Origin of the sequence: Devosia soli, assembly GCF_000970455.1 — a bacterium.
Lineage (GTDB): Bacteria > Pseudomonadota > Alphaproteobacteria > Rhizobiales > Devosiaceae > Devosia > Devosia soli.
This window is the reverse complement of sequence record NZ_LAJG01000048.1, coordinates 268,976-282,501: the sequence shown is the minus strand read 5'-3', so window position 1 is coordinate 282,501 and position 13,526 is coordinate 268,976. Positions and strand designations below refer to the sequence as shown.

The 13,526-nt window shown below is 61.8% G+C and carries 14 protein-coding genes; 5 read left to right on the top strand and 9 right to left on the bottom strand.

Annotated features, from left to right (window positions below):
- Positions 1-89 precede the first annotated feature (89 nt).
- Both fliI and fliJ read left to right on the top strand, forming a co-directional pair.
- Positions 90-1,412: a flagellar protein export ATPase FliI gene (gene fliI, locus VW35_RS19860; RefSeq protein ID WP_046144805.1), complete on the top strand. Its 1,323-nt coding sequence runs from the start codon at positions 90-92 to the stop codon at positions 1,410-1,412.
- A gap of 64 nt (positions 1,413-1,476) precedes the next feature.
- Complete coding sequence (gene fliJ / locus VW35_RS19855) at positions 1,477-1,890, top strand: flagellar export protein FliJ (RefSeq protein WP_046144804.1); 414 nt, start codon at positions 1,477-1,479, stop codon at positions 1,888-1,890.
- Positions 1,891-1,987: 97 nt separating this feature from the next.
- Here the strand turns inward: fliJ and VW35_RS19850 are convergent, their stop codons facing one another.
- The 3 genes from VW35_RS19850 to VW35_RS19840 all read right to left on the bottom strand — a co-directional run bounded on the left by VW35_RS19850 (position 1,988) and on the right by VW35_RS19840 (position 4,674).
- On the bottom strand, positions 1,988-2,698 hold the full coding sequence (locus VW35_RS19850) for a PRC-barrel domain-containing protein (RefSeq protein WP_052951891.1): 711 nt from the start codon (positions 2,696-2,698) through the stop codon (positions 1,988-1,990).
- A 355-nt stretch (positions 2,699-3,053) separates the two neighbouring features.
- Positions 3,054-3,512: a GNAT family N-acetyltransferase gene (locus tag VW35_RS19845; protein WP_046144803.1), complete on the bottom strand. Its 459-nt coding sequence runs from the start codon at positions 3,510-3,512 to the stop codon at positions 3,054-3,056.
- Between the two features lie 70 nt (positions 3,513-3,582).
- Positions 3,583-4,674: a zinc-binding metallopeptidase family protein gene (locus VW35_RS19840; protein ID WP_046144802.1), complete on the bottom strand. Its 1,092-nt coding sequence runs from the start codon at positions 4,672-4,674 to the stop codon at positions 3,583-3,585.
- A gap of 135 nt (positions 4,675-4,809) precedes the next feature.
- On the opposite strand from VW35_RS19840, the gene VW35_RS21160 reads away from it, so the two are divergent.
- Both VW35_RS21160 and VW35_RS19830 read left to right on the top strand, forming a co-directional pair.
- Positions 4,810-5,022, top strand: a complete 213-nt coding sequence (locus tag VW35_RS21160) for a DUF2934 domain-containing protein (protein ID WP_083983107.1) — start codon at positions 4,810-4,812, stop codon at positions 5,020-5,022.
- 75 nt (positions 5,023-5,097) lie between these two features.
- Entirely contained in the window at positions 5,098-5,292 is a 195-nt protein-coding gene (locus tag VW35_RS19830) for a DUF2934 domain-containing protein (RefSeq protein WP_046144801.1), read from the top strand.
- 45 nt (positions 5,293-5,337) lie between these two features.
- Here the strand turns inward: VW35_RS19830 and flhA are convergent, their stop codons facing one another.
- From flhA to fliF, 6 genes are all read right to left on the bottom strand, one after another.
- On the bottom strand, positions 5,338-7,500 hold the full coding sequence (gene flhA, locus VW35_RS19825; protein ID WP_046144800.1) for a flagellar biosynthesis protein FlhA: 2,163 nt from the start codon (positions 7,498-7,500) through the stop codon (positions 5,338-5,340).
- 68 nt (positions 7,501-7,568) lie between these two features.
- Positions 7,569-8,936: a sigma-54-dependent transcriptional regulator FlbD gene (flbD, locus tag VW35_RS19820; protein WP_046144929.1), complete on the bottom strand. Its 1,368-nt coding sequence runs from the start codon at positions 8,934-8,936 to the stop codon at positions 7,569-7,571.
- A 20-nt stretch (positions 8,937-8,956) separates the two neighbouring features.
- Complete coding sequence (gene fliN, locus VW35_RS19815) at positions 8,957-9,247, bottom strand: flagellar motor switch protein FliN (RefSeq protein ID WP_425283799.1); 291 nt, start codon at positions 9,245-9,247, stop codon at positions 8,957-8,959.
- A gap of 56 nt (positions 9,248-9,303) precedes the next feature.
- Complete coding sequence (locus VW35_RS19810; protein ID WP_046144798.1) at positions 9,304-9,987, bottom strand: FliH/SctL family protein; 684 nt, start codon at positions 9,985-9,987, stop codon at positions 9,304-9,306.
- A gap of 4 nt (positions 9,988-9,991) precedes the next feature.
- Positions 9,992-11,080, bottom strand: coding sequence for a flagellar motor switch protein FliG (gene fliG / locus VW35_RS19805; RefSeq protein WP_083983073.1), 1,089 nt, complete (start codon positions 11,078-11,080; stop codon positions 9,992-9,994).
- A gap of 6 nt (positions 11,081-11,086) precedes the next feature.
- Positions 11,087-12,739 carry a flagellar basal-body MS-ring/collar protein FliF gene (gene fliF, locus VW35_RS19800; RefSeq protein ID WP_046144797.1) on the bottom strand — a complete coding sequence of 551 codons (1,653 nt, stop codon included), beginning with the start codon at positions 12,737-12,739 and terminating at the stop codon, positions 11,087-11,089.
- Between the two features lie 161 nt (positions 12,740-12,900).
- Here fliF and VW35_RS19795 point away from each other — a divergent pair, with 161 nt between their 5' ends.
- Positions 12,901-13,518, top strand: coding sequence for a glutathione S-transferase family protein (locus VW35_RS19795; RefSeq protein ID WP_046144796.1), 618 nt, complete (start codon positions 12,901-12,903; stop codon positions 13,516-13,518).
- The last annotated feature ends 8 nt before the right edge of the window (positions 13,519-13,526 follow it).

Sequence of the window (13,526 nt, the reverse complement as noted above, 5' to 3'; positions counted from 1 at the left end):
TAATGTTCGGTTATCTTCCGATTCGGAGCGCGGTCGATTCGAGGAGCTGCGTAAACCATGTTCTATCCGCTGGAGCTCGTCAGACCCGAATGAAGGCGCTAGTTGCCGCGATCGATGCGATTGACGATGTCGAGGTCTTCGGCCGCGTCAAATCCGTCCAAGGCCTGCTTATCGAAGTCGTCGGCCCGGTGCGCGAATTGCGTGTCGGTGGCCGCGTCATCATCGAAGGCAGCGACGGAAAGAACCTTGCGGCCGAAATCATCGGATTTCGCGATGGCCATGCGCTGTGCCTGCCATTCGGTGAACTCGGTGGCGTTCGTCTCGGCTGCAAGGCGGTGTTCAAGCGCCATGACGGTTCGGTCAGCCCTTCGATGGCTTGGCTCGGGCGCGTCATCAATGCCAATGGCGAGCCGATCGACGGCATGGGACCGCTGCCGCGCGGCGCCAAGTCTTATCCCCTGCGACAATCCCCGCTTGCCGCTCATGACAGGGTTCGCGTCGGCGCGCCGCTTGATCTGGGCGTGCGCACGCTCAACACCTTTACGACCCTGTGCGAAGGCCAGCGCATGGGCATCTTTGCGGGCTCGGGGGTTGGCAAGTCGGTCCTGATGTCGATGCTGGCGCGCAATACCAATGTCGATGTGTCCGTCATCGGGCTCATCGGCGAGCGGGGACGCGAGGTTCACGAGTTCATCCAGGAGTATCTCGGCGAAGAGGGGCTCAAGCGCGCCATCGTCGTCGTCGCAACCTCGGATGAAGCTGCACTGATGCGGCGCCAGGCGGCCTATATCTCTCTCGCGCTGTCGGAATATCTGCGCGACGAAGGCTTGCGCGTCCTATGCATGATGGACTCGCTGACACGCTTTGCCATGGCCCAGCGCGAGATCGGACTTTCGATCGGCGAACCACCAACGGCCAAGGGTTATCCACCGACAGTTTTCACGGAATTGCCACGATTGCTCGAAAGAGCCGGTCCCGGTACCCCTACGACCGGCTCCATTACCGGACTATTTACCGTTTTGGTGGAAGGTGATGATCACAATGAGCCGATTGCGGATGCCGTGCGGGGCATTCTCGATGGGCACATCGTGATGGAGCGCGGCATTGCCGAGCGGGGGCGTTATCCCGCCGTCAACGTGCTCCGGTCCATCTCCCGCACCATGCCAGGGTGCGTACCGACCGATTTCAGGCCGGTGCTGGCAAGGGCGAGAGAACTCATGTCCATCTTTTCGGACATGGAGGAGCTGATCCGGCTGGGGGCATACCGCAAAGGGTCAGATCCGAACGTGGACCGCGCCATCGCCGTCAACCCGAAGCTGGAAGGGTTTTTGAACCAGCAGCGGGAAGAAACGTCGACGATCGCCGAGGGCTACAGGCGCCTTGCGGAAATCATCGCCGAAGCGGATGCGTGAGGTCCAAAAGGGCGGGCTCGGTGAGACCCTCCGGAACTGGCTTGGTGTGTAAGGAGTACAGGTCTTGAAATCGCGCAGTGAGAGCCTCATCAGGCTCAAGAAGTTCAATGTCGACGAAAAGCGCCGGCAGGTCATGCAGATCGAGATGATGATCGCGGACTTCGAGCGCATGGCAGCCGAACTCGATCAGCAGATCGAGATCGAGCAGACCAAGACCGGCATTTCCGATGTCGCCCATTTTGCCTATTCAACCTTCGCCAAGGCTGCCTTGCAGCGCCGCGATAATCTTCTCGCTTCTGCCAACGACATGCGCAGCAAGCTCGAGGCGGCCCAGGATCAGCTCGCCGAGGCGCTCGAAGATCTCAAAAAGGTCGAACTGCTCGACCAGCGCGAACATCAGCGCGAAAAGGAAGAGCAGAACAAGATCGAGCAGGCCGAATTCGATGAGATCGCTCGCCAGCGCTTCCGTAACCGCTAGCGCCTTAGGCCAGTCTTGGATCAATAAAAAAGGCCCGCCGAAGCGGGCCTTTTCCTTTCCAACGAACCTCCAGTGAGCAAGAGGCCGTGGGGAAAAATTACTGAGCGGGCGCTGCAGCCGGGGCCATCGCGTCGCCCGTGCCAGCAGCAGGGGCCATTGCGTCGCCGGTGCCAGCGGCAGGGGCCATTGCGTCGCCCGTGCCAGCAGCAGGGGCCATTGCGTCGCCGGTGCCGGCGGCGGGAGCCATGGCATCGTCGGCATCAGCCGGTTCGTCTTCTTCCCAGACAAAGTCTGGTGCAGCAGTCAGAGCGTCCGCGGTGGTCGGGAGGACCCAGCGTTCGGTGTTGTCGGCAGCAAGGGTGAATTCAAGCGAATTGAAATCAACGGCGACGTTCTTTTCGCCGATGCCGAGGAAGCCGCCGACGCCGATCACCACTGCTTCGATCTGGCCGCCTTCGGAGAAGACGAGGTCGTTGATCGAACCGATCTCTTCGGCATCGTCACCGGCGCTCGAATAAACCGGCTGACCGATCAGGCGCGTGCCGAGATTGTCTGTGTCGGCAGCGACATAGCCTTTGGACATATCCCACGGCTCGTTGACGTCGGTCTCTTCCATGGCGCCCGATTCAACCGGAGCGGCATTGACATCGGCCGGTGCTGCAGCAGGAGCAGCTGGCGTCTCTGTCGTCATTGCCGGGGTTTCGGTCGTTGTTGCTGGCGCATCGGTCGGCGCAGGAGTGGTCTGAGCGATAGCAGCGGTACCCATGAGCACGGCAACGGCCGTAGTAGTCAAAAGCGTGCGGATCATTGTAGGCTCCAATGGTTCATTTGTTGAACAGGGCCACACGGTGCAAAACTTGCCGGTCGCGTACTGTGTGGCCCATTATGCAGGTGACAACGTCACAACCGCGCGAGCCGTTCCGAACCAATTTTTCTGACTAGCCTGGAACCATTGAAAAGGCCGGCTCCCGCAAAGCGGTGCCGGCCCTTTCCGCCTCCCTGGCGGTTGGTCGCGTCCTGCGAAAGACAAGAATTTCGCGTTCTTGCCCAGCACCGCACCACGAGGGCTCGCTCGGCAGGACGCGCTCTTCGAGCGACAACGCCACAATAACGCAGGTTTGAGGGCAGGAGTCGCCCACCCGGGTTAATGCGTTAAATTTGACTTAATCGAGTAAGGTTGCGGTGGCCTTGTCGTAGTCGCGCATGGCCCGGTGCGGCATGCCGCCGTCGATGAATTCCGGGCCGAAGGCAACGAAACCGAGCTTTTCATAGAGCGCCAGCTTGTCGCTCTGGGCAGTGAGGTAGAAGCGGTTCTTGCCCGAGGCGCGCTTGTCGGCCATGGCCTTTTCGATGAGCTTTCGGGCAATGCCACGTCCGCGCCAGGCCTGACGCACCGCAACGCGGCCGATCTTTGTGTGTTCGGGCATGTCTATGAGCCGCAAGGTGCCGACGACGTCGCCTTCGGAGATCGCGACATAGTGGATGGCCGTCAGGTCGTAATGATCGAGCTCTTCTTCCTGCGGCACTTTCTGTTCCCAGACGAAAACCTCGCGCCGCACCGCGAAGGCAGCGTTGGCAAGGGTGGAAAAGACCGGGGCAGTGAGAATGGCGATGTCGGACATGGACCTGGGTTTAGCAGCTGGCTTTCATGACTGGAAGCGCCAGCCAGGCGGAGCGTCTCAAGTGGCAGCTTTATTCGACCTGATCGAGGGCCGCCAGATGCTCGAGCGCCGGGGCCTGATGGACAAGGTCATTGATGAAGGCAAGCTTTTCCATGACGGGCGGGGTGAGCACGAACGGATAGGCGTCGGTCTGGCCCATCGCCCGGTTGAGGTTGTTGAGCAGCAGCGAGAGCGGCACCCAGTTGTCGATGATGTCGGTCATGTCCGGCGCCATATAGGGGTCGAAGCGCACCGGGGGCAGCGCCAGGCTTTCATCGCCTGTCTTTGGGCGGGCGCGAATTCCGAAGGCCGCCGCCATTTCGACGGTGTCGGTGATATGCAAATAATGCGCGAAGGTTTCCGCGAAATCCTCCCAGGGGTGCGAGGTCGCGTAGGCGCTGATGAAACTCTGGTGCCAGCCCATGGGTGCGCCATTGGCATAATAGGCCTTGAGCGCTTCGCCATAATCGGCGCGCTCATCGCCGAAAACCTGGCGATAACGATCGAGTGGGGCTTTGTCGCGGACCAACAGGTCCCAATAGTGATGACCGATTTCGTGCCGGAAATGGCCGAGGAGCGTGCGATAGGGCTCGCCCATATTGGTCCGCCGCCGTTCCCGCTCGGCGTCGTCGGCTTCGGCAAGGGCAATGGTGATGATGCCGTTTTCGTGGCCGGTCATCACGCGCGGGGCGTTGTCGTTATCAGCAAGAAACCTGAAGGCGAGGCCGTGATCTGGGTTTTCGATACGCGTCTCGATCGGTAGTCCAAGGCGGATCAGCGAGTACATCAAGCGCTTTTTGGCGCGTTCGATGGTCTGCCAGCGCGCCAGATTGGTGGGGTCATCAAGTGGCGGAATGGTTTCGTTGTGAGCGCAGGCAGCGCAAAATATCGGTCCGCCGGGCTCGGCCTTGATCAGCCAGTTGCAGGCGCCGTGGCGCGCATTATCGCAATAGACGTAAGCAGAGCCGGGCAGGGCAGGGGCAACCCATGCGCCATCGCTCTCGTCAAGCGAAACCATGGCATTGTATTGCGGGAGATAGCCTAGGGCATGACCGCAATGTTCGCAGCGATTGTTCTCGAAATAGACGGTATTGCCGCAGTGATCGCAGGAAAATAGCTGCATTTGGCCCTCGCAGTCGCGTCGGAACAATGCCGCATCCGTCTGGCCGTTCCGGCGTTGTCCAAATTCATCCCGTCGCTGTTGGAAGGTTGCTGCGTTCGGGCGCTGGAAGCGGACCAATCGAAGAGGACTGTCGCCATGGACATCAACGAAAACAGCATTCGCGAACGCGCGCACTGGCTCTGGAAGCAAGCTGGCGAGCCCACGGGCCGCGATCTCGAATTCTGGCTAGAAGCTGAGAAGAGCCTCAGTGCAGACGGTGATGACGCGAGCGTCTCGGCCCATACGGACGAGAGCTATAACGCCGATCCCAGTGAACTCTCGCTGACCCAAAAAGTCACGCGGGGCTGATCGTCCGAGTTTTTCTCTCCAGCAACCGTCCTTTGCCTACTGGCGTTAATCAAGTCGACGGCAGAGGAGGAAGCCATGGACTATGACGAACATAAGGTGCGTGATCGGGCCTATCAGCTCTGGATCGACGCCGGTGAGCCGGAAGGCCGCGAGCAGGAATTCTGGTATCAGGCGGAGCGGGAACTGGCGGAGGAAGATGAGGTCGATACCTCCGCCGAGGCCTCAATCCTCGACTTGCCGCCCCTTATCCCCGGTGGCATGACGAAATAAGAGAGGCGGAGCTGTGGCTCCGCCTTTTTCTTTTGTGAGAGCACCTCAGATGCTGCCGACGGTCTTTAGGCGGACGCGAGGATGAACTTCGTTCTGGCTCATGACAACCGTCTGGGGGCGGAAGCGCTCTATGATGGCGCGGACATGCGGACGGATCGACGGCGAGGTAATCATTACCGGCAGTTCGCCCTGCTGGGCGGCGCGCTCAAAACCCTGGCCGACAGCGGAGATGAACTGCTGCAAGCGGCTCGGCGCCATGGCAAGGTGGCGGTGTTCGCCCTCGCCAACCATCGCTTCAGCGAAATCGCGCTCCCACTGGCCCGACAGGGTGAGGAGCGGCAGGTTACCATCCGGGCCGAGATTGGCGGCGCAAATCTGGCGGGCCAAGCGCGAGCGCACGTGCTCCGTGATCGCCTGGATGGAGCGGCCGGGGCCGGCAACTTCGGCAATGCCTTCGAGGATCGTCGAAAGATCGCGGATCGAGATGCGTTCGGTCAGTAGCGCCTGCAGTACACGCTGCACGCCGGAAACCGAGATCTGACTCGGGATGATGTCTTCGACGAGCTTTTGCTGATCCTTGGGCAGGCCAGACAAGAGGCTCTGCACGTTCGCATAGCTCAGGAGCTCGGCCACGTTGGCCTTGAGCACTTCTGTCAGGTGGGTCGAGATAACAGTCGAGGGATCGATGATCGAGAGACCGCGAAGCTCGGCTTCATCGCGCAGTGCCGGGTCGATCCAGGTCGCAGGAAGGCCAAAGGTCGGCTCGGTCGTCTGGTGGCCCGGCAGGTCAATCGGGTTCCCATAGGGATCCATGACCATCAGTAGATTGGCGTGGATCTGGCCGTGGGCGGCTTCGACTTCCTTGATCCGAACCTTATAGTCGTTGGGCTCGAGCTGCATGTTGTCGAGAATGCGGACCGGCGGCATGACGAAGCCGAGTTCAAGGGCCAACTGACGGCGCAGAGCCTTGATCTGCTCGGTGAGGCGATCGGTGCCGTTTTCGTCTTCCTTGACGAGGCCCAAAAGCCCATAGCCGAGTTCGAGCTTGAGATCGTCGATCTTGAGGCTATCGCTGATTGGCGGCTCACCCGCTGGGGCGCCGGGAGCAGCCGACTGGCCAGGAACACCGCCGGCGCCCTTGGTTGCCGCATCGGCCACGGCCTTGGCACGTTCGGCCACCTCGCGGACAGTCTTGCTCTTTGAGGCACGGTAAGCGGCATAGCCGACACCGCCGGACAGCGCCATGAAGGGGATGAGCGGCATGCCCGGCAGCAGCGCGAGGGCGGCCATAACGGCTGATGCCATGCCAAGCGCCTTGGGATAGCCGCCGAACTGGCTGGTCAGCGCCTTGTCGGCCGAACCGGTCACACCCGACTTCGACACGAGGATACCGGCAGCGGTTGAAACGATCAGCGCAGGGATCTGCGAGACGAGGCCGTCGCCGATGGTCAGGAGCGTATAGACCTGGCCGGCTTCACCGGCCGATAGCCCTTCCTGGAAGATGCCGATGGCCATGCCGGCCGAGACGTTGATGAAGGTGATGATGAGACCGGCAATGGCGTCGCCGCGCACGAATTTGGACGCACCGTCCATGTTACCGAAAAAGGCGCTTTCGCCTTCGAGCTCGGCGCGGCGCTTCTTGGCCGTGTCTTCGTCGATCAGGCCCGCAGAAAGGTCGGCGTCGATGGCCATCTGCTTGCCGGGCATGGCGTCCAGGGAGAAACGCGCCGCGACTTCGGCGATGCGGCCGGAGCCCTTGGTGATGACGATGAAGTTCACGATCACGAGGATAATGAAGATCACGATCCCGATGACGAAATTGCCGCGCGTCACGAAGTTGCCAAAGGCCTCGATGACGTGACCGGCTGCAGCAGAACCATTGTGACCCTCGGATAGGATCAGTCGCGTGGTCGCAAGGTTCATGCCGAGACGCAGCATGGTGGCGATCAGCAGCACCGTCGGGAAGGACGAGAATTCGAGCGGCTTCTGGATGAAGAGCGCCGTCATCAGGATCATCACCGAGAAGACGATTGAGATGGCAAGCAGCGCGTCGACCATCAGCGCCGGCAGCGGCACGATCAGGATGACGATCAGACCCATGACGCCGGAGGCAAGGGCGATATCGCCCGAACGCAGCGTGTCGAGCACCGTCTTGACGGATGGTGGCTTGAAGCTGAAGCGAGACGGAGAGGACGAGATATCGGTCATGGATCAGGTACCGGGGAGAAACGGGAAGGGAGGGCGGCGTTTCCGCCGTCCTCCCGTCAGATTGTAAATCAGGCGACGTTTCGCCGCTCGCCGGGTTCAGGAATGCTCATTCCCTCGTCCGAATATTGATTGAGCTTGTTTCGCAGCGTGCGGATCGAAATGCCGAGGATATTGGCCGCATGGGTGCGGTTGCCCCAGGTATGATCGAGCGTGTCGAGGATCAGCTCGCGCTCGACGTCTGCAACAGTGCGGCCAACCAGGGCGCGCGACATGGCTTCGGCCGTTTCGGCGAGAAGATGCGCCGGCGAATTGGCGCGGGCTGCTTCATTGAGCCCCATGCCATCGGGGAGAACGATGGCTTCGGCCCCGATCATGGTGCCGGTCGCCAGCAGCACGGCGCGGTGAAGCGTATTTTCAAGTTCGCGGACGTTGCCCGGCCAGGGTGCCTGCAGCAGGGCGGCACGGGCGTCGTCGGAGAGTTCGCGCTTGGGCAGACCATTGGCCTTGGCATATTTGGCTACGAAATGGTCGGCCAATGCCACGATGTCGCCAGGGCGATCGCGGAGGGCGGGAAGGCGCAAGTTGACGACGTTGAGGCGGAAGAGAAGGTCCTCGCGGAAGGAGCCCTCGCGTACCGCTTCGGTCAGGTTGCGGTTGGACGTTGCAAGGATGCGGATATCGACCGGAACTGGCTTGGTGCCGCCGACGCGGTCGATGACCCGTTCCTGGATGGCGCGGAGGAGCTTGGCTTGAAGCCGCACGTCCATTTCTGAGATTTCGTCGAGCAGCAGGGTGCCGCCCGAAGCTTCCTCGAATTTGCCGACGCGGCGGGCAATGGCGCCGGTGAAGGCGCCCTTTTCGTGGCCGAAGAGTTCGGATTCGAGCAGGGCTTCGGGGATGGCTGCGCAGTTGACCGAGATGAAGGGCTTGGAGGCGCGCTTGGAGCGCGAATGAACGAACCGCGCGACCACTTCCTTACCCGTGCCGCTTTCGCCGGTGATCAGGATCGAGGCTTCCGAGGCTGCGACCTGCTCGGCCATCTTGACGACGCGCTGCATGGCGGGGTCGCGGAAAAGGAAATCCTCGCTGTCGCGCGACACCGCCTGGATGACAGCAGCAATGAGTGCCGCATCGGGTGGAAGGGGAATATATTCCTTGGCGCCGGCGCGGATTGCGTTGACCGCAGCGGCTGCATTGGTTTCGACGCCGCAGGCAACGACGGGAATGGCGATGCGTTCGGCTTCGAGAGCCGCGATGAGGCCGGCGATATCCATCATCACATCGACCAGCAGCAGGTCCGCACCACGACCGGTGCGGAGGGCTGCCATGGCGATTTCGATGCCTGGAGCGTGCGCAACCTTGGCGCCGCCATCCATGGCCATTTTGGTGGCCTGGCTCAGTTGACCTTCGAGGGCTCCGACGATGAGGAGGCGCATGCCCGTCACTCCCGTTCTTGTTATTGGGGCTTGATGATTTCGGTCATGGTGACGCCGAGCCGGTTTTCCACCAGCACGATTTCCCCACGCGCAACGAGACGGTCGTTGACATAGATTTCCACAGCTTCCCCGACTTGGCGGTCGAGTTCGACAACCATGCCGGTATCGAGCTTGAGAAGATTGGCGACCGGCATCTTGGTGCGGCCAAGAACCACCGAGACGCGGACCGGAACATCGAAGACGGCTTCGAGGTCGTCGGCAGTGCGTTCGACGGTGAAGTCTGGCCGGCCACCCATCTCGGGGGAGGACATTTCGCCAAGGCCCAGACCTTCGGCGTCCGGCATCTCGGTCTCAGAATCGGTCGGGTTCATTCACCGCTCTCCTTGGTCTCGTGGGCGCCGGCGTTTCCGCTCAGGGCAGCCAGGTAATCACTGATGGTTCGATCGATCTCGGCATCGAGGGTTTCGCTGTCGCGCACGAGGCCGCCATCGACCCATTCGAGGCGCCCGTCGCCAAGGCGGATATCGGGTTCGCCCATGACGACGAGCCGCCCCGCATAGCCCGACGTCGCGATCTGGGCCGTGGCGATGTCGCGGATCTGGTCGGCAAGCTCGGAATTGCAGCGGATCACGAGATGCGGCACACCGGCAAGGCTCGGCATGCATTCGGCGATCAGCGCTTCGAGTTCGGCCGTTGGTCGGCTCGAGATCAGGTGTCCGGCAAGCTTGCGGCCGACGCTGAGCGCCAGCCCGATGGCTTCGCGCTGATTGTCGATGCGCGCTAGGTCAAGGTTTGCCGACATGCCGGCGGCATGGGCAGCAAGGGTGCCCGCAGCCGCGGCGATCGTCTGAGTGGCGAGCGAAGTAGCATTGCTTTCGCCTGCGACGAGACCCGCTGCGTAGCCTTCTTCGCGCGCTTCCTGGACGAGGCGCGCGACCACGTCTTCGGGAATGCCGACCGGCTGCGGCGGCAGGTCCGGCTTGCTCGACATGGCGTGCGCAGGGCGGTCGGCCATATCGAGATCGAAGGTGAAGCGGGCGAGGGCGGCCATGGCGTTACGCGATCATCTGATCGTCGGCCTTGGACTTGACGATGAGGATTTCCCCCTTCGCGGCAAGGTCCTTGGCGGTTGAAACCATACGGCTCTGGGCTTCGTCCACGTCCTTGAGGCGGACCGGGCCCATGGCCATCATGTCGTCCTGCAGCAGCTTGGCCGCGCGGGTCGACATGTTCTTGAGGAAGAATTCCTTGACCTCGTCATTGGCGCCCTTGAGGCAGAGGGCCAGTTCGCGCTTGTCGACGCGGCCGAGCAAGGTCTGGATCGCCGAGAGGTCGAGCTTGGTGAGATCCTCGAAGGTGAACATGAGCGACTTGATGCGCTCGGCATCTTCGCGGCTGCGCTCTTCGAGCGAGGTGATAAAGCGCGCTTCAGTCTGGCGATCGAAGGAGTTGAAGATTTCGGCCATCAGCTCGTGGCTGTCGCGGCGCTTGGAGGTGTTGAGCGTCGAGATGAACTCGGTGCGCAACGTCTGCTCGATCTTTTCGAGGATTTCCTTTTGCACCACGTCGAGCCCGAGCATGCGCTGCACGACGTCCATGGCCAGTTCCTCGGGCAAAGCGCCGAGGACTTCGGAAGCGTGGTCCGGAGCGATCTTGGACAGGATCACGGCTACGGTCTGGGGATATTCGTTCTTGAGATAGGCGGCGAGCACGTCGGCCTGAACGTTGGAGAGCTTTTCCCACATGTTGCGGCCGGCGGGCCCGCGGATTTCCTCCATGATGGCGTCGACGCGGTCCTGCGGCAGGAAGCCGAGGAGCAGGCGCTCGGTCGAGTCGGTGTTGCCGGCGACGCTGCCGTTGGATGCGATAGAGGTCACGAATTCGGCCATCAGCTCATCGAGCATGGCCGGAGTGATCGGGCCGAGCTTGACCATGGCGCGCGAGAGCGACTTGATCTCGTGCTCGTCGAGCTCTTCAAAGATCGGCTTGCCGTAATCGGGGCCGAGCGCCAGCATCAGCGCGGCAGCCTTTTCGTCGCCGGCGAGGGCGCGATAATTGGCGGAGCCACCGATCTTGAGCTGGCTGCCAAGGCGCGGTCCATCCTGGATGATCGGGGTTTCGACGGCTTGAGCGACAAGGGCCATGGTGGACTACGCTGCGTTGGAGAGCCAGCCGCGCACGATCAGCGCTGCCTGCTTGGGATTTTCTTCGACGAGAGTGCCGACGGACTTGAGCTGCTGGAGCTGGGCCTCGCCCAAGGCCTTGGCATCCTCGACCCAGTTCTTCTGCTCGATGGCCTGCCGGGCGGCTATGGCGGCCGCTTCCTCGGGGCTTGCGGCGATGACATTGCCTTCGGCGTCGAGCGTCGTGCCCTGGCCCAGTTCGACCGCGGCGGGCAGGGCAAGGGTCTGCGTTTCAGGGCTCATGACCTTCTTGAGCAGCGGACGGAGCACGAAGAACATCAGGGCGAGCGCGATGAGCAGGGTTACCGCCATTTCGGCGCCGTTCATGATGTCGTCGCGGGTGAAGTCGAGGAGGCCACCGCTCTGGTCGGTGCCGGCCGGCGCCAGGTCGGGTCGCTCGGCAAACTGCATGTTGACCACGTCGACGGTGTCGCCGCGTTCGGCCGAATAACCGACTGCCGAGCGAACGAGGGTCTGGATCTGGTTGATCTCATCGGCTGAGCGGGGCGCATAGGTCATGTTGCCCTGGCCGTCGTCGGTATAGGTGCCATCAACGACCACGGCGACCGAGAGACGCTTGAGGGCGCCGGCTTCGGTGACGGCCGTCTGGGTCTTCTTGGAAATCTCGTAGTTGACGACTTCCTCGGTCGAATTGCCCTGCTCGGTATTGCCGTTGCTGGCGCCGTTGCCGCTGGCGCCCGGCAGTTCGTTGGCCACGGTCACCTGGCCGGCAGCGGCGCCGGACTGGTTCTGGGCTTCACGGGTCTGGGTCGAGCGAACGACCTGGCCGTCGGGGTTGAAGGTTTCTTCAGTGGTGGTCGAGCGGTTGAAATCGAGCTCGGCGCTGATTTCGACGCGGGCGCGGCCTGGCCCAACGACATTGGCGAGCATGTCTTCGATGCGGGTGCGCATGCGGTTTTCAAAGGAGAGAACGCGCTCCTCGGCCTGGCCGGCGATGGCGCCAATGCCATCGTCCTCGGTGCCTGAGGCCAGAAGGTTGCCGGCATCGTCGACGATCGAGACGCGCTGCGGGGTCAGGCCCTCGATGGCGGAAGCGACGAGATGCTGGATCGCCTGGATTTCGCCTGCCGAAAGCGCACCGCGCACGGAGAGGACGATCGAGGCCGACGGATCCTTGCGTTCGCGGCGGAAGAGTTCACGCTCGGGCAGCACGAGGTGGACGCGAGCGCCCTTGATGCGCGAAAGCGAGGAGATCGTGCGAGCCAGTTCGCCTTCGAGGGCGCGGACATTGTTGATGTTCTGGACAAAGCTCGTGGCACCGAGCGTCGACTGCTGGTCGAAGATTTCATAGCCGACCTGGCCCTTGCTCGGCAGGCCTTCCCCGGCAAGGTTCATGCGGACGGTGGTGATCTGGTCGCGCGGCACGAGGATGGTGTCGCCATCGCCGCGTAGCTCGTATGGAATGCTCGAGGTTTCGAGCTGGGAGATGATGGCGGACGAATCTTCAAGGCTGAGGCCCGAATAGAGGGGGGCCATGTTCGGTGTCTGCGCCCGCATCATCAGGAAGCCGAAAAAGCCCATGATCAGCACGGCGACGGTTGCCATGGCCGCAAGACGCGGCAGGCCGATCCGGTTGATAAGAGTAGTGATACTATCCACGCTGCCACTCGAAGTTCGCCAAGCGCAGTCATCGGAGCTCGTCGACCGCTGGGCAAAAATTACCCATCGGATGGTAAACAATCTCTTAACCACTCGCTGCCAAACGCAAAATCAGGCAAAAATTGCCGGGTAAATCTCGGGTCGAAAGAGGAGGCAAAGGGATGCGGGTCTTGGGCCGCGCGAGCTCGATCAACGTGCGTAAAGTGCTGTGGGCGCTCGATGAATTGGAGGAAAGCTATGACCGAGAGGACTGGGGGCTGCCTATTAGAGACCCCAAAGTCCCCGAATTCCTTGCGCTTAACCCAAACGGTCAGGTGCCGGTCATTATCGAGCACGATGGTTTTACGCTCTGGGAGAGCAATGCCATCCTCTTGTATCTTGCAAGGACGCGATCCTCGCTGATGCCGACGGATGATCATGCCTATGGGCAAGCGCTTCAGTGGCTGATCTGGCAGGCGACCGAACTCAACCCGCCCTGGGGCTACGCGCTCAATGCGCTTGCCCGCAAGACGCCCGGCTACGACGACCCGGCAAAAATTGGCGAATCAATCGAACGGTGGACTCGGAAGATGGAGATGCTCGAAGAGCAATTGTCGCCGACCACAGCCTTTGTTGCCGGCGATAGCTTGTCGCTGGCGGATATCGTCCTTGGGCTTTCGATTCATCGCTGGTTCCGAACGCCCATGCCGCACAAAGCCTTTCCGAAAATCGAGGCTTATTACACCCGCCTGCGCCAACGCCCGGCGGGTGCGCGCTGGATGCCGGACAAAATCGTTTGAGGCGCTGA